This is a genomic window from Solwaraspora sp. WMMD937, from assembly GCF_029581175.1.
Taxonomy (GTDB): Bacteria; Actinomycetota; Actinomycetes; order Mycobacteriales; family Micromonosporaceae; genus Micromonospora_E.
On record NZ_CP120738.1, the window covers coordinates 6379464 to 6403647 of the forward strand.

25 protein-coding genes are annotated in these 24184 nt (G+C 70.2%); 8 read left to right on the forward strand and 17 right to left on the reverse strand.

Going from position 1 to position 24184, the window contains the following annotated elements:
• Positions 1 to 59: 59 nt before the first annotated feature.
• The 8 genes from O7621_RS28165 to O7621_RS28200 all read right to left on the reverse strand — a co-directional run bounded on the left by O7621_RS28165 (position 60) and on the right by O7621_RS28200 (position 9189).
• Entirely contained in the window at positions 60 to 749 is a 690-nt protein-coding gene (locus O7621_RS28165; RefSeq protein WP_278170998.1) for a GntR family transcriptional regulator, read from the reverse strand.
• A gap of 116 nt (positions 750 to 865) precedes the next feature.
• Positions 866 to 2173 (reverse strand): MFS transporter, encoded by a 1308-nt coding sequence (locus tag O7621_RS28170; protein WP_282232000.1) that lies wholly within the window; start codon positions 2171 to 2173, stop codon positions 866 to 868.
• Positions 2174 to 2177: 4 nt separating this feature from the next.
• A complete protein-coding gene (locus O7621_RS28175; protein ID WP_282232001.1) occupies positions 2178 to 3368 on the reverse strand; it encodes a M24 family metallopeptidase in 1191 nt (396 codons plus the stop codon).
• A gap of 140 nt (positions 3369 to 3508) precedes the next feature.
• Entirely contained in the window at positions 3509 to 5278 is a 1770-nt protein-coding gene (locus O7621_RS28180) for an iron ABC transporter permease (RefSeq protein WP_282232002.1), read from the reverse strand.
• 5 nt (positions 5279 to 5283) lie between these two features.
• Positions 5284 to 6405, reverse strand: a complete 1122-nt coding sequence (locus O7621_RS28185) for an ABC transporter substrate-binding protein (protein WP_282232003.1) — start codon at positions 6403 to 6405, stop codon at positions 5284 to 5286.
• Positions 6402 to 7124, reverse strand: a complete 723-nt coding sequence (locus tag O7621_RS28190; RefSeq protein WP_282232004.1) for a cysteine hydrolase — start codon at positions 7122 to 7124, stop codon at positions 6402 to 6404. The genes O7621_RS28185 and O7621_RS28190 overlap by 4 nt, the downstream gene beginning before the upstream one ends.
• 45 nt (positions 7125 to 7169) lie before the next feature.
• The gene (locus O7621_RS28195; protein WP_282232005.1) at positions 7170 to 7931 is read right to left on the reverse strand and encodes an isochorismatase family cysteine hydrolase; all 762 of its coding nucleotides are present in this window, start codon (positions 7929 to 7931) and stop codon (positions 7170 to 7172) included.
• A gap of 49 nt (positions 7932 to 7980) precedes the next feature.
• Positions 7981 to 9189, reverse strand: a complete 1209-nt coding sequence (locus tag O7621_RS28200; RefSeq protein ID WP_282232006.1) for an ABC transporter ATP-binding protein — start codon at positions 9187 to 9189, stop codon at positions 7981 to 7983.
• A gap of 213 nt (positions 9190 to 9402) precedes the next feature.
• Here O7621_RS28200 and O7621_RS28205 point away from each other — a divergent pair, with 213 nt between their 5' ends.
• Positions 9403 to 10233 carry a siderophore-interacting protein gene (locus tag O7621_RS28205; protein ID WP_282232007.1) on the forward strand — a complete coding sequence of 277 codons (831 nt, stop codon included), beginning with the start codon at positions 9403 to 9405 and terminating at the stop codon, positions 10231 to 10233.
• A gap of 37 nt (positions 10234 to 10270) precedes the next feature.
• Here O7621_RS28205 and O7621_RS28210 read toward each other — a convergent pair whose 3' ends face one another.
• The 3 genes from O7621_RS28210 to O7621_RS28220 all read right to left on the reverse strand — a co-directional run bounded on the left by O7621_RS28210 (position 10271) and on the right by O7621_RS28220 (position 12536).
• The gene (locus tag O7621_RS28210; protein ID WP_282232009.1) at positions 10271 to 11266 is read right to left on the reverse strand and encodes an ATP-dependent DNA ligase; all 996 of its coding nucleotides are present in this window, start codon (positions 11264 to 11266) and stop codon (positions 10271 to 10273) included.
• A 129-nt stretch (positions 11267 to 11395) separates the two neighbouring features.
• On the reverse strand, positions 11396 to 11725 hold the full coding sequence (locus O7621_RS28215) for a hypothetical protein (protein WP_282232010.1): 330 nt from the start codon (positions 11723 to 11725) through the stop codon (positions 11396 to 11398).
• A 109-nt stretch (positions 11726 to 11834) separates the two neighbouring features.
• A complete protein-coding gene (locus O7621_RS28220) occupies positions 11835 to 12536 on the reverse strand; it encodes a TetR/AcrR family transcriptional regulator (RefSeq protein WP_282232011.1) in 702 nt (233 codons plus the stop codon).
• Positions 12537 to 12771: 235 nt separating this feature from the next.
• Between O7621_RS28220 and O7621_RS29270 the strand changes: the two genes are divergently transcribed.
• The 4 genes from O7621_RS29270 (at position 12772) to O7621_RS28240 (ending at position 15711) form a co-directional block, all read left to right on the forward strand.
• On the forward strand, positions 12772 to 13203 hold the full coding sequence (locus O7621_RS29270; RefSeq protein WP_348775269.1) for a hypothetical protein: 432 nt from the start codon (positions 12772 to 12774) through the stop codon (positions 13201 to 13203).
• On the forward strand, positions 13181 to 13510 hold the full coding sequence (locus O7621_RS28230; protein ID WP_348775270.1) for a hypothetical protein: 330 nt from the start codon (positions 13181 to 13183) through the stop codon (positions 13508 to 13510). The genes O7621_RS29270 and O7621_RS28230 overlap by 23 nt, the downstream gene beginning before the upstream one ends.
• Positions 13511 to 13966: 456 nt before the next feature.
• On the forward strand, positions 13967 to 14536 hold the full coding sequence (locus tag O7621_RS28235) for a ketoacyl-synthetase C-terminal extension domain-containing protein (RefSeq protein WP_282234774.1): 570 nt from the start codon (positions 13967 to 13969) through the stop codon (positions 14534 to 14536).
• Positions 14533 to 15711, forward strand: a complete 1179-nt coding sequence (locus tag O7621_RS28240; RefSeq protein ID WP_282232013.1) for an acyltransferase domain-containing protein — start codon at positions 14533 to 14535, stop codon at positions 15709 to 15711. The genes O7621_RS28235 and O7621_RS28240 overlap by 4 nt, the downstream gene beginning before the upstream one ends.
• A gap of 37 nt (positions 15712 to 15748) precedes the next feature.
• On the opposite strand, the gene O7621_RS28245 is transcribed toward O7621_RS28240, so the two are convergent.
• A complete protein-coding gene (locus O7621_RS28245; RefSeq protein ID WP_282232014.1) occupies positions 15749 to 16522 on the reverse strand; it encodes an FAD-dependent monooxygenase in 774 nt (257 codons plus the stop codon).
• 280 nt (positions 16523 to 16802) lie between these two features.
• Here O7621_RS28245 and O7621_RS28250 point away from each other — a divergent pair, with 280 nt between their 5' ends.
• Positions 16803 to 17864: a YihY/virulence factor BrkB family protein gene (locus O7621_RS28250; protein WP_282232015.1), complete on the forward strand. Its 1062-nt coding sequence runs from the start codon at positions 16803 to 16805 to the stop codon at positions 17862 to 17864.
• Positions 17865 to 17931: 67 nt separating this feature from the next.
• On the opposite strand, the gene O7621_RS28255 is transcribed toward O7621_RS28250, so the two are convergent.
• The 3 genes from O7621_RS28255 to O7621_RS28265 all read right to left on the reverse strand — a co-directional run bounded on the left by O7621_RS28255 (position 17932) and on the right by O7621_RS28265 (position 19642).
• Positions 17932 to 18666: a Clp protease N-terminal domain-containing protein gene (locus O7621_RS28255; protein WP_282232016.1), complete on the reverse strand. Its 735-nt coding sequence runs from the start codon at positions 18664 to 18666 to the stop codon at positions 17932 to 17934.
• Between the two features lie 54 nt (positions 18667 to 18720).
• Positions 18721 to 19140, reverse strand: a complete 420-nt coding sequence (locus O7621_RS28260) for a roadblock/LC7 domain-containing protein (RefSeq protein ID WP_282232017.1) — start codon at positions 19138 to 19140, stop codon at positions 18721 to 18723.
• Positions 19141 to 19270: 130 nt separating this feature from the next.
• Complete coding sequence (locus O7621_RS28265; protein ID WP_282232018.1) at positions 19271 to 19642, reverse strand: hypothetical protein; 372 nt, start codon at positions 19640 to 19642, stop codon at positions 19271 to 19273.
• 227 nt (positions 19643 to 19869) lie between these two features.
• Here O7621_RS28265 and O7621_RS28270 point away from each other — a divergent pair, with 227 nt between their 5' ends.
• Complete coding sequence (locus tag O7621_RS28270; protein ID WP_282232019.1) at positions 19870 to 20895, forward strand: glutathione S-transferase C-terminal domain-containing protein; 1026 nt, start codon at positions 19870 to 19872, stop codon at positions 20893 to 20895.
• A gap of 74 nt (positions 20896 to 20969) precedes the next feature.
• On the opposite strand, the gene O7621_RS28275 is transcribed toward O7621_RS28270, so the two are convergent.
• Together O7621_RS28275 and O7621_RS28280 are read right to left on the reverse strand one after the other, a co-directional pair.
• A complete protein-coding gene (locus tag O7621_RS28275; RefSeq protein WP_282232020.1) occupies positions 20970 to 21194 on the reverse strand; it encodes a hypothetical protein in 225 nt (74 codons plus the stop codon).
• 10 nt (positions 21195 to 21204) lie between these two features.
• Positions 21205 to 22590 (reverse strand): dipeptidase, encoded by a 1386-nt coding sequence (locus O7621_RS28280; RefSeq protein WP_282232021.1) that lies wholly within the window; start codon positions 22588 to 22590, stop codon positions 21205 to 21207.
• A 90-nt stretch (positions 22591 to 22680) separates the two neighbouring features.
• On the opposite strand from O7621_RS28280, the gene O7621_RS28285 reads away from it, so the two are divergent.
• Entirely contained in the window at positions 22681 to 24159 is a 1479-nt protein-coding gene (locus tag O7621_RS28285) for a plasmid pRiA4b ORF-3 family protein (RefSeq protein WP_282232022.1), read from the forward strand.
• Positions 24160 to 24184 lie beyond the last annotated feature (25 nt).

The following is a 24184-nucleotide window of genomic DNA, read 5'->3' on the forward strand; positions in this document are numbered from 1 at the left end:
GTACGGCCGCGCCGGCCGGGGCATCCGTGCGAGCAGCGGCCGCCGGGACGGCCGGGGCGTCAGTCGGTCGGCTGGCGTTCCAGCATGGCCAGCATCTCGTCGAAGGCGGGAGACGAGTGGGTACGGAAGATGGCCTCCGCCGCGTCGAGATCCCGGTCGCGGCAGGCCTTCAGGAAGCGCCGGTGCTCGTCGAGCCCGTCGAGCCGCCGCTCCTTGGACCGGGTGAACGCCACCGACAGCATGCCGGGCGTCGCCGAACGCAGCGACAGCAGCATCTGGGTGAGACGCGGCGAACGCGCCGCATTGTACAGAAACACGTGGAACGTTCGGTTCAGCTCGACGTACTTGCCGAGGTCCGGGTCGCGTTCCATCTCCTCCTGCATCCGTTCGGCCTCGGCCAGCTCCGCCTCGGTGATCCGCTCGGCGCACAGTCGGGCCGCCAGCGCCTCGAGGGTCTCGCGCAGTTGCCGGATATCGCGCAGTTCGTCCGCGTCGATGGCGGTGACCGTGGCCACCTTCCGGGCGTGGACCTTGATCAACCCCTCGGCGGCCAGGTCGCGCATCGCCTCGCGTACCGGCGTGGGGCTGACCCCCAGCAGCTGCGCGATCTCGGTCTGGACGATCCGTGACCCGCTCTTGAGCGTCCCGTCGACGATCGCCGCACGCATCCAGTCCCGGACACGTTCGTGGACGGTTCCCGAGATACCGGCGAAGGACGTTGCCTCGTGGTTGTCGAACACCACTGCCATGCCCTCGATTCTCCTCACCCCGCGGTACACCCCCCGGCGTACCGTCCGATGGCTCGATTCTACAGAGTCGAGTCGTCAGACCATCGGAGTCGCGTGGTTCCGTGCGTGGCGGCACGTCAGGCCCCGTCCTCTCGGCCTTCGGCCCCGTTATGGGCATCAGCGAGCGTCCACCGGCGCAACGCGGTCAGCCGCCAGCCGAGGATGCCCATCACGACCGCACAGGCCAGACCACCGGAGACCATCGCGAAGGCCGGACTACTGAAACTCGCCGTCGCCCCGGCCCGCGCATCGCCCAGCAGCGGCCCTCCGGTGACCACCCCGATATGCACGGCGGAGAGCCGCCCCCGGAGGTGGTCCGGGACGCTGAGCTGCAGCACCGTCTGGCGGAACACCGCCGACACCACGTCGGCGGCACCGGCCACCATCAACAGGGCGATGGTCAGCGGCAACCAGTGCGACACCCCGAACCCGGCGATCGCCAGGCCCCACACGATGATCGAGACGATCACGGCACGCCCGTGGCGGGTCACCGACCCGACCCAGCCGGAGGTGAGGGCCCCGATAAGTGCCCCGGCGCCCGGGGCCGCGTGCAGCAGGCCGACGGTCACCGCGTCGCCGCCGAGCTGGCCGAGGGCGATCGCCGGGAACAACGCACGGGGCATACCGAAGAACATCGCGTTCACGTCGGCGAGGAAGCACCCCATCACCGCCGGCTTGCTCCGCAGGTAGGTGAGGCCCTCGATCACCGACCTGAGCCCCGGCTTGGTCACCTGGTGGGCGGGCGGCATCGGCCGCATCCGGGTGAGCACCGTGATGGACACCAGGAACGTGACGACGTTCAGCGCGTACGTGGTCGACAGGCCGAGCGCCGCGATGACCACGCCGGCGGCGGCCGGCCCGACGATCGCCCCCACCTGGGTGAGGGTCTGGTTCAACGCGAACGCGGACGGGAGGATCTGCCGACGGACCAGGCCGGCGACCGCCGCGCTGCGCGCCGGGCTCTCCAGCGCCGAGAGTCCGGCCGTGACCGCCACCAGCACGAAGATGGCCCAGATCGGCGGGCTGTCGAGCAGCGCGAGCAGCGCCAGGCCGCCGACCACGGCGGCGAGCAGACCTTCGGTGACCACCAGCAGCCTGCGGCGGTCAACGGCATCCGCCACCGACCCACCGAACAGCGAGCAGACCATCAGCGGGATGAGCTGCGCCAGGCTCGCCAGGCCGACCATCAGCGTCGAGTCGGTCAGCACGTAGACCTGGTACGGCACGGCGACCCTGGTCATCTGGGTACCCAGGATGGCGACGGCGTGACCGGTCCAGAGCCGCCGGAAGTCCGGTGACTCGCGCAGCGGGGTGACGTCGATGACCAGGCGGCGACGGACGGCCCCGCTGCGCTGCGTGCGTCCCTGGTTGTCGGTGGCGCTCACGCGGTCAGCCGCACCGGAAGAACTCGCGCGGCACCGAGTGCAGCGATTCGAGACCGGACGAGGTGACGACGAACATCTCGCCGTACTGGACGCCGGCGAGGCCGTCGGCTGTCACCACGTTCGGTTGCACCACCAGGCACATGCCCTCCCGGTACACGAAGCCCTCCGGCTCGCCGCGGTAGGTTTGCCGGGTGCGGACGATGGCCGGCAGCTGCGCACAGCCGTGCACCAGGTCGTCGTAGATCGTGTAGCCGTGTCGCTGGGCGGCCTCTGCCGCGTCGAGAATGTCGGACACCGTCGCGCCCGGCCTGATCACCGAGCTGACGGCGTCGAACACCTCGAGCGCGGCATCGTGCAACCGGGCGTAGAGCGGGGTCGGGTCCGCGCCGATGGTGTAGCTGCGCAGCACCTGGGCGGAGTAGCCGGCGTAGTTGGTGCTGAGCTCCGCGACGAGCGCGTCACCGATCTGGAGCCGGCGGTCGGACTGGTGCTGGCACGGTACGCCGCCACGCGGGTCGGCCATCTGGGTGGCGACCATGAAGTGAATGCCGTTGATCCCGCCGTCGGTCAGGTAGCTGTCCTCGATGATCCGGGCCAGCTCGTGCTCGGTCATGCCGGGCCGGGCCTGCTCGGCGATCGCCATCGCCGACGCGTCGCACATCCGCGCCGAGACGGCCAGCCGCTGCAGTTCCTCGGAGCTCTTGACCTGACGCTGATCGGCAAGCTGCCCGCCGAACTCCACCCACTCCACCCCGGGGAAGGCGGCGGTGAGCCGGGCGTACTCGCGCCAGGTGACGGTCCCGGCCAGGCCGACCCGGCCGGTCGAGACGCCGCGTTCCCGCAGACATTCGACGAGGGTGGGGGTGGTGTCGACCGAGCCGGTCGGCGCCGAGCCGCCGAAGCGTACGTCCGGGAACCGGGACATCCGCCGGGCCAGCGGCAGATGGTTCGACAGCTGGATCAGCATCGTCGGGTCGCCGTGCCGGGGGAACAGGACCCAGGCCTCCCGGGTCGACCACCAGTCGCTGAGGTAAAGCACATTCGGGTCCCGCCCGCCCCGACCGCAGACGACGACGAGTTGGAGGTCGAGGGCCTCCATCCGGGCGCGGATCTCGGCGTCGCGACGGTCGAACTCGGCGGCGGTGAAGCGGGGATAGTCACGGTCGGTCAGGGGTAGCGCGGCGGTGGTGGTCATACGTCCTCACTAGAGTGTTCGCAGGGTGGCCGCCGGCCGGCAGGGAACACCGGTCGGCACGGAACACCGGTCGGCAGGGTTGGGCGACGGTCGGCAACAGGCCCGGGTGACAGGGGTAGGCCCAGGGCCCGAGGGCGGCCTCAGAGGCCGCCCTCGAGTCCCATCCGGGCGTTGAGGCGGTTGTAGCCGACCAGACCCACCAGCAGTACGGCGAAGGTGACGATGCCGAACGCCGCCACGGTGGAGAACTGTCCGTCGCCGGCCATGTCGAACATGACGACCGCCGCGGTACGGGTCTGCGGACCCGCGAGGTAGAGAGTGGTCTGCAGCTCACGGAAGCTCATCACCATCGTGATGAGCGCGCCGGCCAGCAACGCCGGCGACAGCAGGGGCACGACGATCGTCCAGATCGCCCGCGCGAAGCTCGCCCCGGCCACCTGCGCGGCCTCCTCCAGCTCGGAGCTGATCTGCAGCATCCGTGCACTGACCAGGCGGGACACCACCGCGATGATGATGGTGATGTACGCGATCACCAGCGCCCAGTGCGTCGAGTAGATCGGCAACGGAGTGATCAGGAAGATCCACAGAAAGCTGACACCGACGATGACGTTCGGCAGCGCCATCGGCACCGACGTCAGCAGGTAGAGCAGCCGGCCGCCGGGAACCCGCCGGGCGGAGAACCACGCCGCCAGGGTCGACAGGGTCAGCACCCCGACGCTCGCCAGTACGCCGACCAGCAGACTGTTCGCGAACCCCTGCAGGATGTTGGGCGTCTGCAGGGCGGCCACATACGACTCCAGTGACAGCGATGTCACGGCCTCCCAGCTGAACTGCCGGAAGAACGGGTTGAGCGACATCCACAGGAGCATGAACAGCGGCAGCAGGATCACCAGGGTCAGCACGGCAAAGGTGAGGATGGTCACCGGCACCCGCCACCGGCCCAGGTCCATCCGTACCGAGGAGAAGTTCTTGCCGCTGATCACGGCGTAGCGCTCCCCCGCCTGGTTGAAACGGTCGTACCACCAGATCATCACCACGGCCCCGAGGAGCATGAAGACCGCGTAGGTGGAGACGAGACCGACGTTGCTCGGTGGCGTACTGGTCCGCAGGTAGATCTCCGAGGCGTAGGTGAAGATCTTCTCGTTGACCCCGAGGAACCACGGGATCTCGAACGCCTCCCAGGCCCGCATCAGGGCCATGATCGCCACGGCGGCGATGCCGGGCGCCGCGAGCGGGAGCGAGATGTCCCGTACCGCGCGCAGCTTCGAGGCTCCCGACACCTCGGCGGCCTCCTCCAGCGAGGAGTTCATCGAGGAGAAGACGGTTACCACGAACAGGTAGACCATCGGCACCATGGTCAGCCCGTTCACCAGGATCAGGCCCTGCATCGAGTAGACGTTGAACAGGGTGCCCTCGGTCCCGGTGAGGTTGCGCCAGGCCACGTTGATCGCCCCGATCTTCGGGCTGGCCAGGAACGTCCAGGCGACCGGGACGAGGATCCCCGGCACCGCCATCTGAACGATGGTGAGCACCCCGACGAGGTTGCGCAACGGCGCGTTCGTGCGGGCGACGATCCAGGCCAGAAACGTCCCCAGCGCCAGCGCCACGAGCGTGGATCCGCCGGCGAACTGCACCGTGGTCCAGGTGACGCTGAGCAGCCGGCCGGAGGCGAACGCGTCGCGGAAGTTCTCCAACGTGAAGCTGAGGGAGAAGAAGTCCGCGTCGGTGGGTCGGGCGTCCTTGAAACTGGTGAACAGCAGGATGGCGATCGGCAGCGCCACCTGTGCCAGCAGAATGATCAGGACCAGGCCGTAGACCACGCTGCGGGGGGTGAAGACCCCCCGCAGCGCGGGGAAGCGGGTGCCCCGACCGGTGGTGAGCCGGGCCCAGCTGTCCACGAGGGTGGTCATGTCGATCAGCCCGTCACAAAGATCGACTGGTGCTGTTCGACGCGGGTGTCGTAGTCACCGAAGTTGTCGGTGGTCTCGAAGAACAGTTCGCTGTCCAGGATGCCCTCGGCCGACGAGGGGATCGGCGCGCCTTCCTTGATCGGCACCTTGACGACGGCCGCACCGACCTTGTTCTGCCAGTCGTCGCTCATCAGCCACTCCATGTAGAGCCGGGTGGTGGCCGGGTGCGGCGCGTTCTTCAGCGGGAAGTACATGTCCGGCTGGGCGATGGTCACCGGCGTGGTGACGATCTCGATCGGTGCCCCGTCGGCGATCAGATCCCGGACCGTGCGGGTCGCGCTCTGCGGGAACGCGATGTCGAACTCGCCCGCCGCCAGCTTCTCCAGGCCGTCGGCGCCGGCGTAGACGACCGGCTCGTTGGCGGCGATCGCCTCCATCAACGCCAGACCGTCCTGCTCACCCATCTCGGCCAGCACGCCGGCGAACCAGTCGAGCTGGTCGATGTTGACGCCGAACCGACCCTTCCATTTCGGATCGGTGAGGTCCTCGTACGTCTGGGGAGCCTCGGCCGCGCTGACCTGGTTGGTGTTGTAGGTGATGTGGAACGTGAAGAAGTCGGCCACCGAGCAGCCGCAGTCCGCGTAGGCGCGGTCCGCCGGCAGGTCAGCCTCGCCACGCGGGTCGTACTCCAGGCAGAGCCCTTCGTCACGGCACAGCGTGTTGTCCTCCAGCGGCCCGCCCTGCAGGACGTCGGCGCTGGGGCGCCCGGCCGCGTTCTCGGTGATGACGCGCTCGATCAGCTCGAGCGTGCCGCCGGAGGTGTACTCCAGTTCCACCCAGGGGTACTTCTCGATGAAGAGATTGATCTGCTTCTCCGCAGCGGCGGCGGGAGCGCTGAAGTAGTAGCTGAGTACGCCACCCTCCGCCTTCGACGCCTCCTCCAACGCGGTCAGGTACTCGGCGTACTCCTCGTCGGTCATGTCGACCGCCGACGCCACCGCGAGTTCCTCCGGCAGCGCCGTCGTCGCGGCGTCGGCGTCGTCACCGCCGCCGCAGGCGGCCAGCACGAACGCCGCCGCGGTCAGCGGCACCGTGAGCTTCAGCATGGTCGTTCTGTGGTGTCTCATGCCGGCACCTCCATCGCGGCCGGGGCGGAGTTGAGCTTGCCGGCGAGCTCTGCCAGCGACAGGACCCAGCCCTGGCAACGTCCGAGCTGCTGCAGGCCGAGCTCCTGCAGGTCCTCGCCGAACCAGGTGGCGACGCACTCCGCGACGGTAATCACCTTGTACGCCTTGCAGCTCGCGTCGTACGCGGTGGACTGGATGTCGGCGTTGGTGTTCGCCCCGGCGAGGATCAGCGTGTCGACGCCGAGCGCCTTGGTGAGCCACTCCAGGTCGGTCTGGTAGAAGGCGCTCAACGACTTCTTGGTCTTGATGATGTAGTCGCTGTCGGCGACGGAGACCGCGAAGTCCGGCTTGAACGTGCCGTCCTGCACGTCGACCGACTCGTCGGGCACCGGGCCGTACGGGCTCGGCGACTCGCCGATGGCCGCCCAGGCCCGGCCGACCCGGGTGTTGGCCCGCGCCTGCGTCTCGACCGGCCGCAGCGCCGACAGGACGTGGATCACGGCGGTGCCGGTGGCCCGCGCCAGGGTGAGCAGTTCCTCGGTGTTGGCGAGCAGTTCGTCGCGTACGCCGGGCGGGAACGGCGCGGTGGGCGTGAGCCGACGCTTGGTCATCTCCACCGTCACGACTGCGGACTGGGCCGGGACGACCGGAACGGCGTCGTTGATGACCTGAAGAAATTCCTTACGGTCGTACACGTCGACCGTGGGTCCGGTGAGCATATGTGTCTTCCCCTCGATTGGTGTGACGATCAGCCGGCGGGCAGGTCAGATACCCGCCATCGCGGTGTCCGCGGCGGTGGCCTTGGCGGCGCTGAGCCGCTCGACGGCCTCGGCCGAGGACATCGCGAGCCCGATGGTGCGGGGGTAGTTCTGCAGCGCGAACTCGTGCAGGTCCTTGCCGTGGGTGGAGCCCACCGCGTCGGTGACGACGATTGGCATCCACATCCGGTTGTAGGCGTCGAACGAGAAGTTGGAGACGCAGTTGTTGGTGTTGATGCCGACGACGAAGAACGTGTCGACGCCGAGGCAGCGGATCAGGTGCTCCACGTCGGTCGACAGGAAGCTGCTGGTCATCTGCCGCTTGGTGTTGATGATGTAGTCACCCGGCTTGGGGCCGAGGATCGGCATGACGTCCCACTCGAAGTAGCCCTCGGGGGCGTCCGGGTGGTACCCGGGCCGGGGTGCCTGGCCGTACGGCGTACCGTGCCGGCCGGTGCTCTGCACGATCGCGGTGCGCGGCTGCATGCCGCGCTCGACGAGCCGTTGGTAGACCATGACGTGGATGACCGGCAGCCCGAGCTCGCGGCCGGCGTCCAGAAAGGCGGCGGCGTTCGGCAGGATCCGCTCGGCCACGTTCTGCGGGAACGACGACCAGTCCTTGTCGATCTGCCGTACGTGCATGTCGATCTGCACGACGGCGGTCTTCGCAAAGTCGATCTCCAGGGCGTCGTTCAGCTTGCGGAGCGTCGCGCTGCGGTCAATGATCTCGACGGCGTGGCTCTTGGGGTGCACCTGGTTGTATGTCACGTCGTTCTCCTTGAGTCGCTGGCTCATCGCACTGGTCTTGGTCGTCTTGTCACTGCGGGTCGTGGCCCGCCGGCGAGCGGTCCGGGTGCAGCACCACGTGGTGCGGCTCGATCCGCACGTGCACCCGGCTGCCCAGTGCCGCGCCCGCGCCGCCGGTCACCCGGGCGGTGACGAGGTGGCCGGACTCCAGTTCGACGACCAGTTCGGCGAACGGGCCGAGAAAGGACGCCGAGCGCACCGACCCGGCGATCGCCGGCACCGGGGTGTCCGAGGTCGCCTCCCGCAGTTGCAGGTGCTCCGGACGGACGGTGAGCACGACGGGTTCGGAGACCCGTACGGTGTCGTGTGGCTGTCGCGCCACGTGGAGCTGGCCGATAACGGTCTGTACCAGCCAGTGATCGGCGTCGGCGTCAACGACGGTGCCCGGCAGCGTCTCGCTTTCGCCGACGAAGTTCGCCGCGAACACGTCGGCGGGGCGCGAGTAGACCCGCGTCGGGGCGCCCTGGTCCTTGATCTCGCCGCTCTCCAGCACCAGGATCCGGTCTGAGACCGCCATCGCCTCTTCCTGGTCGTGGGTGACGTAGAGGACCGTGATGCCGAGCCGCTGCTGCAGGTCGCGGATCTCCTGGCGGACTTCCTTACGCAGTTTCGCGTCGAGGTTCGACAGTGGTTCGTCGAAGAGGATGAGTTCGGAACGGGACACCAGGGCGCGGGCCACCGCGACGCGCTGCTGCTGTCCACCGCTGAGCTTGGTTGCCGGGCGCCGCGCCGCGTGGTCGAGCCCCAGCATTTCCAGTACCTCGGTGGTCCGGGCATTGATCTCGGCCTTGCGCAGCTTGCGCCGCCGCAGCGGGTAGGCCACGTTGTCGAAGACCGACATGTGCGGCCAGATCGCGTACGACTGGAACACCATGCCGATCTGGCGCTGGGCCGGGGTGAGCCGGATCCGACGGTCGGATGAGTAGACGGGTCGGCCGCCGATGGCGATCTCGCCGGAGGTCGGCGTCTCCAGGCCGGCGACCGAGCGCAGGATGGTGGTCTTGCCGCAGCCGCTCGGGCCGAGCAGCGTGACGAACTCGCCCTTGGCGATGTCGAAGCTGATCCCCCGTACGGCGTGAACATCGCCGTCGGCGGTGCGGTATTGCTTGTGGAGGTCGACGATCGACACCATGGGCGCAGGTTCAGGGGCACTCGACGCCAGCACCTCGTTGTGGGTGCCGGCCGCCTCGACGAGGGCCGCACTCTGCGTAGCGGTCATCTCACTCCCTTCTCTATAGACTAGAGACGAGATTAGGTAGAGCTTGTTACGGCGATGTCGCCCTGGCTGTTGCGGCACGGTTAGCAAGCCATGTCGGAGCCGATACACGACGAGGTCGCCCGGGGGGTCACGCACCGACCTCCGTCGCCACGCAGTGCGCCGCGAAGTAGGCTCGCCTAACCTAAGAAGGAGCAGCGAGCGGAGGAACACGCGATGGCGACGACCCAGCGACAGGCACCGAATCAGTACGTACTCGCGGTCGAGTCCACCGAGTGGCTGACGCCGCACCTGGTGCGAGTGGTTCTCGCCGGGCCGTCACTGGCCGAGTTCAGCTACGCCGCCCACACCGACGCGTACGTGAAACTGCTGTTCGTCGACCCCACGCTCGGGCTGGAGCCGCCCTACGACCTCGCCGCGCTGCGAACCACCCTGCCGGCCGGGCAACGGCCGGTGACCCGTACCTACACGGTCCGCTGGTTCGACCAGGCCACCCGGCGGCTGGCGATCGACTTCGTGACGCACGGCGACGCCGGGGTGGCGGCGGTGTGGGCGGCCAAGGCCACGCCCGGCGACCGGCTGGTGCTGTCGGGTCCCGGCGGTGCGTACGCGCCCGACCCGGCGGTCGGCTGGCACGTGTTCGCCGGGGACCTGTCCGCGTTGCCAGCGATCGCCGCGTCCCTGCAGGCACTGCCGGAGCACGCGCGCGGCGTCGCGCACCTCGAGATCACCGATCCGGCCGACATCATCGACCTCGAACATCCCGCCCAGGTGACGGTGAACTGGCTGGTCAACGCCGACGACGGCGACACCGTGTTCCTCGCCCGCGCGATGGAGGACTGGCCCTGGCCGCCCGCCGAGGACTCTCCCGGCGCCGTGCAGGTCTTCGCCCACGGCGAGCGTGAGTCGATCAAGGCTGTCCGCAAGGTGCTCCAGGCACGGGGCATCCCCCGCGAGGCGATCTCCATCTCCGGCTACTGGGCCCGCGGCCGCACCGAGGACGTGTTCCAGGCCGAGAAGCGCGAGCCGGTCGGCCGGATCGACTGACCGTCGTACCCGGCCAGGCCGTCGTACCCGGACAGCGTCAGCCCGGCCCGCCGTCGGGCTCCCGGGCCTCGCGTCTACGGCGTTCGGCGGCGCGGCGCTTGCCTTCGTGCATCGCGACCACCCGCGCGATCGGGATGCCGTGGCCCTGCTCGACCAGGCCGGGATCGAGGCGCTGCGGCAGCGGCATCAGCGTCGCCCACGGATCGCCGTCGCCGAGCAGGGACGGCACCGTACCGATGGTGTAGTCGGTCGGCACCGCCGCCTCCAGCGCCTCCCAGGTCAGTGGGAAGGAGACCGGCAGACCCGGCCGCAGCCGTGGGCTGTACGGGGCGACCACGGTCGCGCCGCCGGCCCGGGTCGAGTCGAGGAAGACCTTGCCGTCCCGCTGCTCGACGATGAAAGCCGTCGTCGCCAGCGCCGGGTCCAGGCGTTCGGCGCGGGTTGCGATCGCCCGGGTCGCCGCGGCGACGTCGGCATGGTCGGCGTCACCCGCCAGCGGCACGAACACGTGCGCACCCTTGGCGCCGCTGGTCTTCACCGCCCCGGCCATGCCGCACGAGGTCAGCACCTCGCGGACCAGCAGGGCCGCCTGCGCCGCCAACCGGAACGCGCCGCCCGGCGGCGGGTCGAGGTCGAGGATCAGGTGCGTCGGGTACGCCCGTTCGCCGGCTGTCGTCAACGTCGGATGGAACTCGACCGACCGCTGATTGGCGAACCAGAGCAGAGTCCGCCGGTCGTTACACAGGCCGTAGGTCAGCATCCGCCGGGAACGGTCCGCCCACACCTCGGCGGTGGCGATCCAGTCCGGTGCGTACCCGGGCAGGTTCTTCTGCATGAACGGTGGCTGGCCGGGTCGGACCCGGACCACCGACAGCGGCCGGTCGCGCAGCGCGGGGACGATCCGGTCGTGCACCGCGTCGAGATAGTCGACGAGGTCGCGTTTTGTCGCACCGGCGCCGTCGAACAGCGGCTGGTCGAGGTTGGTCAACGGCACCCCGGCCCGCTCCTCGCCCGCCTTCGCACCTCGTGGCATCCGCCCATCGTTCCACGCCGATCACCAGTCGGGTACCGGCCGGCCCGGCCGGTGCGGTTGGCCGCCGCGCCAACCTCGCCCGCTGGGGCCGCTTCGCCCACCGGCTCCGACTCGCGTCCGCTGCGGGCGTCAACGCATCAGCTGCAGTACCAGGACGACCACGCCGAGGGCGAAGAACAGCGGGAAGTCGGGCGGCAGGATGCCGCCGAGGTTACGGTAGAAGCGCAGGATCAGCATCATGCCGAAGAAGGCCACTGTGTAGCCGGCGGCGATGGCGCCGATCTCCGGCCGCCAGATGCCGATCACCAGGCCGGCGGCGGCCAGAGTGTCGAGGACCGCGATCAGCAGGGTCAACGCCCGGCTGGGGCGGAACCCGAAGTGGTTCTGCAACGGCTGGATACCTGCCTCCATACCGATGTACATGGCGAGGCCGTGCAGGACGAACTCCATGATGAGCACGGCTGAGCAGATGATGACGATGATCCAAACGGACAGTCTCCAGTTGTTCGGGCGTGGTGTACCGCGGTGTTCCGAGGGGTGTCGCGGTGTCTTGGCGTGGTGTGTCGGGTCAGGTCGGCAGTCCGGCCAACTCGGCCAGGCGGGTCAGGGCCTGGTCGAACAGGGCTGCCCGGTCGTCGATGATGTTGTTGAAATGGCCGAACAGCTCCAGGTTGAGCATCCCGAACAGCCCGCTCCAGGCGGCCAGCGCGGCGATGACGGACTCGTCGGGCACGGCTGGGAGCACGGCCGACCGCACCCGCTCGAGGTCACCGCCGAGCGACTCGGGCGTGGCCTGAGCGGTCGGCGGGGTACGCAGCACTCCGGCTCGGTGCGCGTCGCTGATGATCCGGCCGAGCACGACCTTGTCCCGCATCGCCGCCTGCAGAGTGGTCTCCGGGGCGTGGTAGCCGCGTACCGGTGATCCGTAGAGAAGTGCGTACTCGTGCGGGTGCTCGATCGCCCAGCTACGCAGCGCCTGCCCGACCGACCGCCACCGGCCCGCGAAGTCGTCGGCCGCCGCCGCCTCGTCGGCCTGCTCGACGGCGGTGCCGACGGAGTTGTAGCCGTCGGTGACCAGCGCGGTCAGCAGGTCGTCACGGCTCGGGAAGTAGCGGTAGACCGCCGACGAGACCATGCCGAGGTCCCGGGCGATCGCCCGCAGGGAAAGGTTCTCGGCTCCCCGGTCGGCGAGCTGCGCCTTGGCGATCTCGACGATCTCCTCGGTCAGTTCCTTGCGGACGCGTTCCCGCAGCGCGCGTGCGGAAGCCAAGGCCTCTCCTCCTTCGAGCGGTCCCGTCGGTCCCGGCACCAGGCACCCACCGCACCGATCGTGCAGGTCAGTACCGCCGAAGCTTACCCGACCGGGTACCACGAATTAGAGCACGGGTCGTACTCACGAGCAATAGTCTTGACAGAGAGCACCGCTCCTGTCGGCCTCGTATCGAACCTCACCACCCTCGCAGGTCGGCATCAACCGCCGTTCCTGCCAGCTCTGCGGCACAGCCGTGCTGGTTCTCAACGACTACGAGACCGGGTACCCGATTGCCTGTCTGGAGTCCTCGATCATCAGCGCGACCCGGACCGCCGCGTCCGCAGCGTCCGCCGCGCTGCGGCTGTCCGCCGCCCGCGGCGGGGTACCGCGCCGGGTCGGCTTCGTCGGCACCGGCCTGATCGCCGTACATCCACACCTACCTGGTCGGCAACGGGTGCGAGTTCGACAGCGTCGGACTGTACGACCTGTCCGCCGAGCACGCCGGCGGGTTCCGCGACCATCTGGTCCGCGGCGGGCACGACGACGTCCAGCTGTACGGCAGCGCCGAGGAGCTGGTCCGGTCGTACCCGCTGGTCGTCTTCGCCACCGTCGCCGGCCGGCCCCACCTGTCCGACCCGCGACTGCTCGCCCACCATCCGCTGGTGCTGCACGTCTCGCTGCGTGACCTGTCCCCGGAGCTGATCCTCGCCTCGACGAACGTGGTCGACGACGTCGAACACTGCATGAAGGCCGACACCTCGGTGCACCTGACCGAGCAGCGGGTGGGGCACCGCCGGTTCGTCGCCGGCACCTTGGACGACGTGCTGACCGGGCGGATCGACATCCCCGCCGACCAGCCAGTGGTCTTCTCCCCGTTCGGACTCGGGGCGCTGGACCTGGTGCTGGCCAAGTACGTCTACGACAGCGTCGCGGCGGCCGGCGGACTGCACACCGTGCCCGGTTTCTTCCACGACGTCAGCCGGTACGGCTGACCCGCCGGCCAATCCCGATTCCCCGTACCCGCACGAACCGACGTAAGGACGCAGCCGTGCGACTGGTATCCCTCAGTGAGGTACTACCCGGCGAGCCGGTCACCAACGCGGACATGGCCGCCCGGTTCGGCCTACACGAACGGTGGCTGGACGCGATGACCGGCAACCGCACCCGCTACTTCTGCCGGCCGGACGGCCCGCCCAGGGTGCCCCGGTCCACCAGCGACCTGGCCACCGCCGCCGGTGAGCAGGCCCTGCTGCGGTCCGGTCTGGACCCGGCCAGCCTCGACTTCGTCATCCTGACCACCGCGTCGCCCGACCACCTGATGCCGGCCACCGTCAACCTGGTCGCCGACCGGCTCGGACTCAACGACATCCCGACCTTCCAGCTCACCTCGGGATGCGCCGGCGCCCTGCAGGGGCTCTACACGGCACAACGACGGCGGCGGGGAGAGCCTGGTCACCCCGAACCCGGCCGGTCAGGAGGACCTGCTGCGCCGGGCGTACCAAGGGCTGGACGGCGTGGTCGACCGGCTGCGCTACGTCGAGGCGGACGGCACCGGCACCGGCCGGGGCGACCCGATCGAGGCCGGCGCCATCGGCCGGGTCCTCGGCCGGGCCGGCGCCCGCGCCGGTGACGGTGGTCAGGTGGGTACTCCGTTGGCCATCGGCTCGGTGAAGACCAACATCGGACACGCCGAGGCGGCCGCCGGGCTCGCCGGCCTGGTCAAGGTGCTGCTCGCCATCGAACACCGGGTGGTGCCGCCCAGCCTGCACTCCGCCGAGCTCAACCCCGCCATCGACTTCACCGGCCTCAACCTGCAGCTGGTCCGCGAGCCGCTGCCGCTGCCGGTCGACGAGGCGGTCTGCCTCGGCGTCAACTCGTTCGGCTGGGGAGGCACGAACGCACACGTCGTGGTCGCCGACCCGCCGGCCGGCACGAACCGCCGCGCGGAGCCGGCCACCGCCGCGACCACTTCCCGCTGCGTACCGCCGTGGTCGCGGCTGACGCCCAATCGGCCGTGACGCTGATCGACGCCCATCTGGACGACCCACAGGCGGACCTCGCCGGGATCACCGCCGGCCGGGCCGACACCACCGGCCGGACCGCGTTCGTCTTCCCCGGGCAGGGTGCCCAGTGGGCGGCCATAGGGCAACGGCTCTACGCCGAGGTGCCGACGTTCGCGAAGGTCATGGACCGGTGCGCCGACGCGCTACGGCCGTACGTCGACTGGGACCTGGCCGAGGTGGTCTCCGGCGCCGCCGGGGACGGCTGGCTGTCCCGGGTGGACATGCTGCAGCCGACCCTGTGGGCCACCTCGGTCGGGCTGGCCGAGCTGTGGCGGGCCAACGGCGTGGTGCCGGACGTGGTCGTCGGGCACAGCCAGGGCGAGGTCGCCGCCGCCACGGTCGCCGGCATCCTCAGCTACTCCGACGCCGCGATGGTGGTGGCCCGGCGCAGCGCGCTCGCGCTGCGTACCTCCGGTAACGGCCGGATGCTCGCCGTCTCGCTGGACCGGGAAGCGGCGCTCGACGCGCTCGCCGGCTTCGAGGAGCTGGTCTCCCTGGCGGTGCACAACGGTCCCAGCTCGTGCGTACTGTCCGGCGAGACCGAGGCGGTGCTCACCCTCAAGGAGCTGCTCGACGCCGACGAGGTCTTCTGCCTGCTGGTCGACGTCGACTACGCCTCACACAGCCCGCAGATGGACGCGCTCACCGACGACCTGCTCACCGCGCTGCACGAGCTGCGGCCCGGTCAGGGCGAGGTCGAGCTGATGTCCACGGTCCGGGTCGCCCCGCTGGCCGAGCCGGAGATGGACGCCCGCTACTGGGTGGACAACCTGCGCCAGCCGGTGCAGTTCCACGACACGATGGGCCGGCTGTTCGACGACGGCGTCACCCACGTCGTGGAGATCAGCCCGCACCCGGTGCTGGTACCGGCGCTGGAGCAGCTCGCGGCGGCCCGGCCGGAGCCGCCACGGGTGCTGTCCACGCTGCGCCGTGACCAGGGCACCCCGGCCGACCTGGCTGCCGCGTTCGGCCGCGGCTACGTCGCCGGGCTGGCCCCGTTCGCCGGGCTGCCCGACGGGTTCGGCGTCGACCTGCCCGGCTACCCGTGGCAGCGGTCCACGCACTGGCCGCCGGCCGCCCGACGGCGCTCCCGGACCGCCGGCACCGAGATCAACCGCTGCGGCAGGTAGATCGGCGCGGGCCGGCCCAGCGTCGCGCACTGCGCGATCAGGGCAGCGCACGGGGTATCGCCCTGCCCGTACTGGGCGGACAGCCGGCTTCGCCAGCCCTGCTCGCTGATGCCGGCCAGCCCCGCCTGGTCGAGGTCGCCGGTGGGCACCAGTGCGTTCCACCAGACGGTGCCGTCCGGCTTGGCGTGTACTGGAAGCAGCCCTGCCGGCTGACCACCAGATGCAACGTCCCGGCCGCGATGCCCGGCAGCCGGGTCACCCCGTCGATCGCGCAGTGTCCGCCGTACTCGGGCGGTGGCGCCGCGTTGCTGATCACCCTGCGCACCCGCGAATGCGTCCCGTCGGCACCGACGAGCACGTCGCACTCCACCCGGGCCCCGTCGATGAACTGCGCAGTCACCCCACCGGTGCTGCTGGTGGCACCGGCCAGCCAGCGGCCGGTGTGGACCTCTGCCCCGGCCCGAACCGCTTCGTCGCGCAGTACGGACACCAGGTCGCCACGCATGATCGACAGATTCATCGTCCGGTTGGCCAGGCGACCGGCCCGAGACAGTCGGCCCAGCAGCCGGCCTTCGCCGTTCCACAGGCACAACCGGTTCACCACGATCCCGCGTGCCTGTATCTGCTCCAGACAGCCGACCGAATGCAGCGCACCGAGCGCGTTGGCGGTCAGGTTGAGAAAGCCCCCGGTCGTCCCGGCTGGATCGAGGTACGCCTCGTAGACGGAAGTTCCGACGCCGGAACGGGCCAACGCGACCGCGGTCAACGATCCGGCGAGCCCGGCACCGACAATCGTGGCACGAAGTGTCATCGGATTCCTTCCGTCGTGAATGTCACGCACCGAGAAGTGTGCCGCCAGGTACTGCAGCGCCCCTTGAGATGCGGCCGACGCGGGCCGGGCCGCCGTCAGCCGGCTGCCGCCATTCATCGCCGCATCCGGCCCGGGGTCCGCGTCCGACCCGATCCGGCAATCAGGGGCGTTGCCTGAAGTCGGTCCCTCCGGCCCGGGCGGGCGGGCGACCCGAGGATTGGCCGGGACGGCGGTTGGGCAGGATCCTCGTACCGTACCGTACCGATCGGAGGTCGCCACGATGTCGACAGCGGGTACCACAGGGACTCAGCCGGACCGGGACGGGCCGGCGACCGATCGCCGTGACCCGGACGATCCTGGCCGGCCGCCGGTGGGGCCGGACGACGGGCCGGCCAGTCCTGCCCGGCTGTCAACTGCGTCGCTGTGGGCGGCCGCTCGGCGTACGGTCCGCGAGGTCACCGCCGACGCGGTGCCCGACCTGGCGGCCGGGCTCACCTACTACGGCGTACTGTCGATCTTTCCTGGTTTGTTGGTGCTGGTGGCGGTGCTCGGGCTACTCGGCGGCGGCGCCACCGATGACGTCCAGGGCGTGATCGGCGGTCTCGCGCCCGGCGAGATCGGCGGCTTCCTCGACCAGGCGATCGCCCAGGTCCGGGAAAGTTCCGATACGGCCGGCCTGGTGGCCATCGTCGGTCTGCTCGCCGCCTTCTGGTCGGCGTCCAGCTACATCGGGGCCTTCATGCGGGCCGCGAACGCCATCTACGACGTGCCGGAGGGTCGCCCGATCTGGAAGACGTTGCCGATCCGGCTGGGCGTCACCGCGGTCATCGGGCTGATGCTGATCGCCAGCGCGCTGATCGTGGTCTTCACCGGGGAGTTGGCCGCCCGGACCGGGGAACTGCTGGGCGTCGGGCCGGAGGCGGTCGCCGCCTGGGACGTCGCCAAGTGGCCGGTGCTGGTGGTCCTGGTCAGCCTGATGTTCTCGATCCTGTACTGGGCCACGCCGAACGCCCGGCAGGGCGGGTTCCGGTGGGTGAGCCCGGGCAGCGTCCTGGCGGTGCTGCTCTGGCTGCTGGTCTCTGCCGGGTTCGCGTTCTACGTCGCCAACTTCGGGTCGTACAACGAGACCTACGGTGCCATCGCCAGCGTGATCGTCTTCCTCGTCTGGTTGTGGCTGACCAACATCGCGATCCTGCTCGGCGGCGAGTTGGACGCCGAACTGGAGCGGGGCCGGGCGATCGCGGCCGGTCATCCGGACGACCGCGAGCCGTACCTTCAGCTGCGGGACACCCGCAAGTTGCCCGCCAACCGCCAACCATCGGCCGCCGAGACCGACGGCTGACGGCTGACGGCTGACGGCTGACGGCTGACGGCTGAATTGTCGGACGGCCGCGACCGCCGCTGGCCGGTCAGGACGCCGGCAGGTCCTCCCGGGAGGCCGCGGAGCGGACGTACGTCTCGACATCGGGTTTGGTGACTCCCAGATCGGCCAGCGGGCCGGCCCCGGCGGCGTACTCCAGCAGGGCGAGCAGGATGTGGGCCGTTCCGACCATCCGGTCGTCGAACCGTAGCGCCTCGCGGAAGGTCAACTCCAGCACCTTGCGCACCTGGGCGTCGAACGGGACAAGCTCCGGCACGTGGTCGACCGCCGGCGGCAGGGCGGTCACCGCCACCTGACGAATCCGATCCGGGTCGCCCACCCGTTCGGTCAGAACCTGAGCGGCAAGGCTGTCCGGGTCGGCCAGCAGAGCCAGCACGAGATGCCCGGTGGTGATCTCGTCGTTGCCGGCTCTGCGGGCCTCGTGCTGCGCGGCGACCACCACGTTGCGGGCCTGCGGAGTGAACCGGCCGAACCCCTGCTGCGGGTCAAGGTCGTTGGGTTCCTCCGGGGTCCTCGGCACGAACCGCTTCTGCGCGGCCTGCTTGCTGACCCCGATGCTGCGCCCGATCTCGGTCCAGGACGCGCCGGACCGACGGGCCTGATCGACGAAGTGGCCGATCAGGTGATCGGCGAGCTCGCCAAGGTGGTCGCCGACGACGACGGCATTGCTGAGCTGGGCGAGTCGATCGTCACTGGCTCGTTTGATTCCGGCGATCAGGTCGTCGAGCCGGACCGGATTGCCGAGCGGCAGGTATTCGGACATGCGTCAACCATAGGTTGACGCATGTCCCGACGTCAACCTTGGGTTGACGTCTACTCAGAGGCGTACCTGATTTGCCAGGTGCTCGTCGAGCATGGTGGTCAACCGACCGGCCGCTCCGCGCGCCTCGATATGCAACCGGGCTACGTTCAACCCGTCTGCGCCGAGCACCGCGAGTAGCGCACTGTCATTGATCGCGTACACCGAGAAATAGCCCTTGTGGCTGCGGACGGTGGACTCCCGGAACGGGCCCTGCCGCAGCGCGAGGCCGGTCTGCCGGCCAAGTCCGAAGGTCGCCGCCGCGAGCGCCGCCAGGTCGTGCGGCTCTGTCCCGTCGGTCAGATCGTGCAGCAGCAACAGCCCGTCGACACCGGCGATCACCGAGCCGATCACGCCGGTGACGCCGTGTTTCAGCGAGGCAAGTTCAGCGGACGCCGGATCCGGAGGCGACGGAACGCTGCCGTTGGTTCCAGACATGACTGATCTCCGTTCGACGGTACGGTGCGGGTGTCGTCTCTCCACCCGGGCAGCGCACTCGCCGGGAAGGGCCGCCGAGCGCACCCGGCCGCCCGCCCCGGCGAGCAGACGAAAACTCCTACCGGCCCGGTCAGAGCTCGATCGAGGCCTCGACCTGTCGCAACTGGTGCCGGGCCAGGGCCAGGTTCGACCGCGAACGGCTCAGCGCCAGGTAGAAGAACAGGCCCTGACCGGACCGGGAGGAGACCGGGCGGATGAGGTGGTACTGGGTGTCCAGCGTGATGAGGATGTCCTCGATGCCGTCGGCGATCTTCAGCATCTCCAGGGTGCGCATCTTGGCCCGGACCACGTCCGTGTTCCCTGCTGCGGCCACCGCGAGATCCATCTCAGCAGAGCCACCGGCGGTGCCGAGTGTCATGCCGCTGGAATAGTCGACCAGCGCGGCACCGATGGCACCCTCGATGCCCATCGCGTCCTTGAGTGCCGTGTCGAGTGAAGCCATGCCCTGCCTCCGGGGTGATTTCAGGTGGGTCAACGCCCACCGGAGAGTTGCACGACGATGAGCCAGGGTGCACGTCGCCGGGCGATAACTGGCTGAGCAGACTACCAATCCCCGTCCGACGTCTACCGAAGCCACCGGCATGACCGATACCGCACAGGAAGCTGCCGCTGTCGACCCGACTGCGTCCGGACCAGGTGCGGCGCGCGTCGAGTGGGTACGGTGCAGACATGGCGAAGACGGCAGACGGCAGCTACGTCAACCCCGGCGGCGAGTTCACCCGCGACCAGCGGTACATCGCAACCCGGATCACCGCCGACGGTCGCGACGGATACCCGGTGGAGCCGGATCGATATCGTCTGGTGGTCAGCCGGGCGTGCCCGTGGGCAAACCGGGCAATCATCGTCCGCCGGCTGCTCGGTCTGGAACAGGCTCTGTCGATGGGCGTGGCCGGGCCCACCCACGACAAGCGCAGCTGGACTTTTGACCTCGACCCGGACGGACGCGATCCGGTACTCGGTGTCGAACGGCTACAGGACGCCTACTTCGCCCGGTTCCCCGGCTACGAGCGCGGCATCACCGTGCCGGCGTTCGTCGACGTGCCGACCGGGCAGGTGGTGACCAACGACTACGCCCAGATGACCATCGACCTGTCCACCGAGTGGACCGCGTACCACCGCAGCGGCGCGCCGCAGCTCTACCCGGAGCCGCTGCGCGACGAGATCGACGAGGTCAACTCAGTGGTCTTCGCCGACGTGAACAACGGGGTCTACCGCTGCGGGTTCGCCGGCAGCCAGCAGGCATACGAAGCGGCGTACCGACGGTTGTTCGACCGGCTCGACTGGCTTTCCACGCGACTGGAGAACCAGCGTTACCTGGTCGGCGACACCATCACCGAAGCCGACGTACGACTGTTCACCACACTGGTGCGCTTCGACCCCGTCTACCACGGACACTTCAAGTGCAACCGGCAGAAGCTGACCGAAATGCCGGTGCTCTGGGCGTACGCCCGCGATCTGTTCCAAACGCCGGGATTCGGGGACACCATCGACTTCGACCACATCAAACGGCACTACTACGAGGTCCACCGGGACATCAACCCGACCGGAGTGGTACCGGCCGGCCCGGACCTGACCAACTGGCTGACCCCGCACGGACGCGACAGGCTCGGCGGGCGCCCGTTCGGCACCGGCAGCCCGCCGGGGCCGCCACCGGCCGCCGAGCGCGTGCCGGCCGACCACACCCCGCTGGTCTGAGACCGACGTCCGTCGGCCCTGGCTCCCTTCGTCGGTCGGCCGGGACCCAGGTCACGGCCGACCGACAGACCAGGTCACGACCCGCTTGAGACGCCAGCCGTGGCCGGTTCCTCGACCCGCAGACCGTGGGCACGCACCTCGTCGGCCACCCGGGCCAACGCGGAATCAATGGCGCAGAGGGCGACCGAGACCTCGCCGAGCTGGGCGCGCAGCGACTCCTCGGACCAAGCGGAGACGCTGACGCCCCGCAGAGCACTGACCGCGGCGTCGAGCCGCGCAATCACCTCGTTCGTACTCATGTTCGAAACACTAGCGTACCGGCGGAAGCCCGCGCAGCTGAATCGCCGGATCCGCGACCGCCGCGAGCAGGAACGCCTCGGCCAGGCAGACCCGGGCGAACTCGCCCAGGTGCAGGCTCTCGTTCGGCCCGTGCGCGCCGGTGTACGGGTCCTCCACCCCGGTCACCAGGATCGCCGCGTCCGGGAACATCTCCTGGAAGGTGGCGATGAACGGAATCGAACCGCCGACGCCGACGTCCACCGGCGCCACGCCGTCCCACGCCGCCGCGAACGCCGCGCGGGCCGCGTCGAAGTACGGACCGGTCGCGTCGATCACGCAGGCGTCGCCGTCACTTTCCAGGCTCACCTCGACCCGTGCCCCCCACGGGGCCTTTGCCCGCAGGTGCGCGGTCAGCGCCGCGTACGCCGCCGACGGGTCGTCACCCGGGGCCAACCGCAGGCTCAGCTTGGCCCGCGCCGCCGGCACCAGGGCGTTCGGGGCGCCGTCGGTGGCCGGGGCGTCGATGCCGAGCACGGCCAGCGCCGGCTTGGTCCACAGCCGGTCGGTCAACGCTCCGGTGCCGGTGAACCGCACCCCGTCGACCATGCCGGCTTCGTCCCGTATCCGCTGCTCCGGCAGGTCCACGGCGGAGCCGGTCCGGCCGACCAGGCCCGGTACCGCCACGTCGCCGGCCTCGTCGTGCAGGGTGGCCAGCAGCCGGCAGAGCGCGGTCAGCGCGTCCGGCACCGGACCGCCGAACATGCCGCTGTGCACCGCCTGCTCGAGGGTGCGGACCTCGACGAAACAGTTGACCAGACCCCGCAGCGACGTGGTCAACGCCGGTACGCCGATCTCCCAGTTCGCCGAGTCGGCGATGACGATCACGTCGGCGGCGAGCTCGTCGCGGTGGGCGTCGAGCAGTCGGGAAAGCGACTCGCTGCCGTACTCCTCCTCCCCCTCGACGAAGAGCACCACACCGACCGGCAGCGCGTCGCCGAACGCCCGCAGCGCGGCGACGTGCGCCATGACTCCGGCCTTGTCGTCGGCGGCACCACGCCCGTACAGCCGGCCGTCCCGCTCCACCGGCTCGAACGGGTCACTGGACCACCGCGCCGGATCGCCGACCGGCTGCACGTCGTGGTGGGCATACAGCAGCACCGTCGGGGCGCCGGGCGGCGCCGGCCGGCGGCCGAGCACCGCCGGCTGCCCGCCGGCCCGGACCACCTGCACGTCCAGCCCGCAGCCCCGGGCCAGCTCGGCGACCGCTGCGGCGGACCGCTCCACCTGGCTGTGGTCGAACCCGTCGAAGGCGATACCGGGGATACGGATCAGCCGCTCCAGGTCGGCGCGGACCCCGGGCAGCTCCCGGGCGATGGCGGACCGCAGGTCGGCGGCGGTGGGAATGGCAGTCGTCATCCGACGATGGTAGGGCCGTCCGGTTCTCATCCGACGACACGCCGTGGGCCTCGCCTCGCGCCGCCGCCAGCGGACGGGCACACTGGCGCGATGGACGGCACCGACAACCCCGAACCGTGCGACTGCCCCGGCTGCAGTGAGGAGTCCGGCGACGTCATCGGCACCCTGCTGAGCGGCGCCGCCGCCCTGGTCGACGACGACGATCCGATCGCCGCCGAACTCACCGGGGCGATGTTCGTCGCGATGGTCGGCGACGAACCCGACCCCGACGGCGTCCGCCCGCTCCGCGACGGACTCATTCCGCAGCTAGCCGACCGAGGCGGCCCCGAGGCGGTGGCCCTGCTGACCGCAATCGCCGCCGTGTCCCCACCGCCCGCCGCCGAGGAGGCCAGAGCCGCGGCGACGTCCCTCGCCGGGACCGGCGTACCGATGCCGAAGTGGGCCGACGAGGTCGCCGCCGAGGTGACGGTGGACGACTGCTGGCGGATCGACAGCCCGGACGGGACCGACTCGGTCTTCACCGTCGCCTTCCGACGGGCCGGCCGTACGCACGCCATGATGGTGATCGTCGACCACGCCGACTGCGCTGCCGCACAGGACATCCTGCTGCTGGACGGTGACCAACTGCCGGCGGCCCTGGACGAACTGACCCGGGATCCGGGCACGACCCGGACCCGACTCGACCCGGCCGACCTGCGGTGGCACGTCGAGCAGGCGCTGGACGCCCGCGGCGTGCACGACGAGGCCGACGCCGAACTCGACGACGAACCGGAGCCCGACGACGACGAAGGACCGCCGTACCCGGTGCTGGCCACCCTGCTGGACGCCCGGCTGGCCACCATGCCGGAGTCGGGCCGGCCGCCGGCCCCGCACCACGAAGCCGGTCCCGACGACCTGGTGGACCTGCTCCCCGTCCTGCCCGACGGCCGTGGGTTCCCCGCGCAGCGCCGTCCCGGGTCGGTCCGGCCGGCGCCGACGCGCAACCTGCCGGCCAGACGGAAGAAGTCACAGGGACCGGCGCCGGTCTACCGGGTCGACGTGGTGCTGGCTGACAGCGAGCCGCCGGTCCGGCGGCAGCTGGAGGTCGTCGGTGACACTCCGCTGGAGGACCTGCACCACGTGATCCAGTCGGCGTTCGATTGGGACGACAGCCACCTGCACCTGTTCGAGACGCCGTACGGCGATTTCGCACCGCCCGGTGACCGGACCGGGCACCAGTCGGAGCGCAAGGTCACCCTGGAGCAGGTCGCCCCGGCAGTCGGCGACACGTTCACCTACCGGTACGACTTCGGCGACGACTGGACCCACGAGATCACCGTCGTGGCGGTCACCGACCGCGACCCGACGGCGATCTACCCCCGGTGTACGGGAGGCGAGCGGGCCGCCCCACCGGAGGACTGCGGCGGCGTCTGGGGCTACGCCCATCTGCTCGACGTGCTGGCCGACCCGTCCCATCCGGAGCACGCGGACCGGCGCGACTGGCTCGGTCTCGACGACGGGCAGGCACCGCTGGACCCGGGGCGGTTCGATCCCGACGTGGTCGAGCGGCGGCTGGCCGCGCTGCGCTGACCGGCGGCAGCTCGGCCCGCCGGCC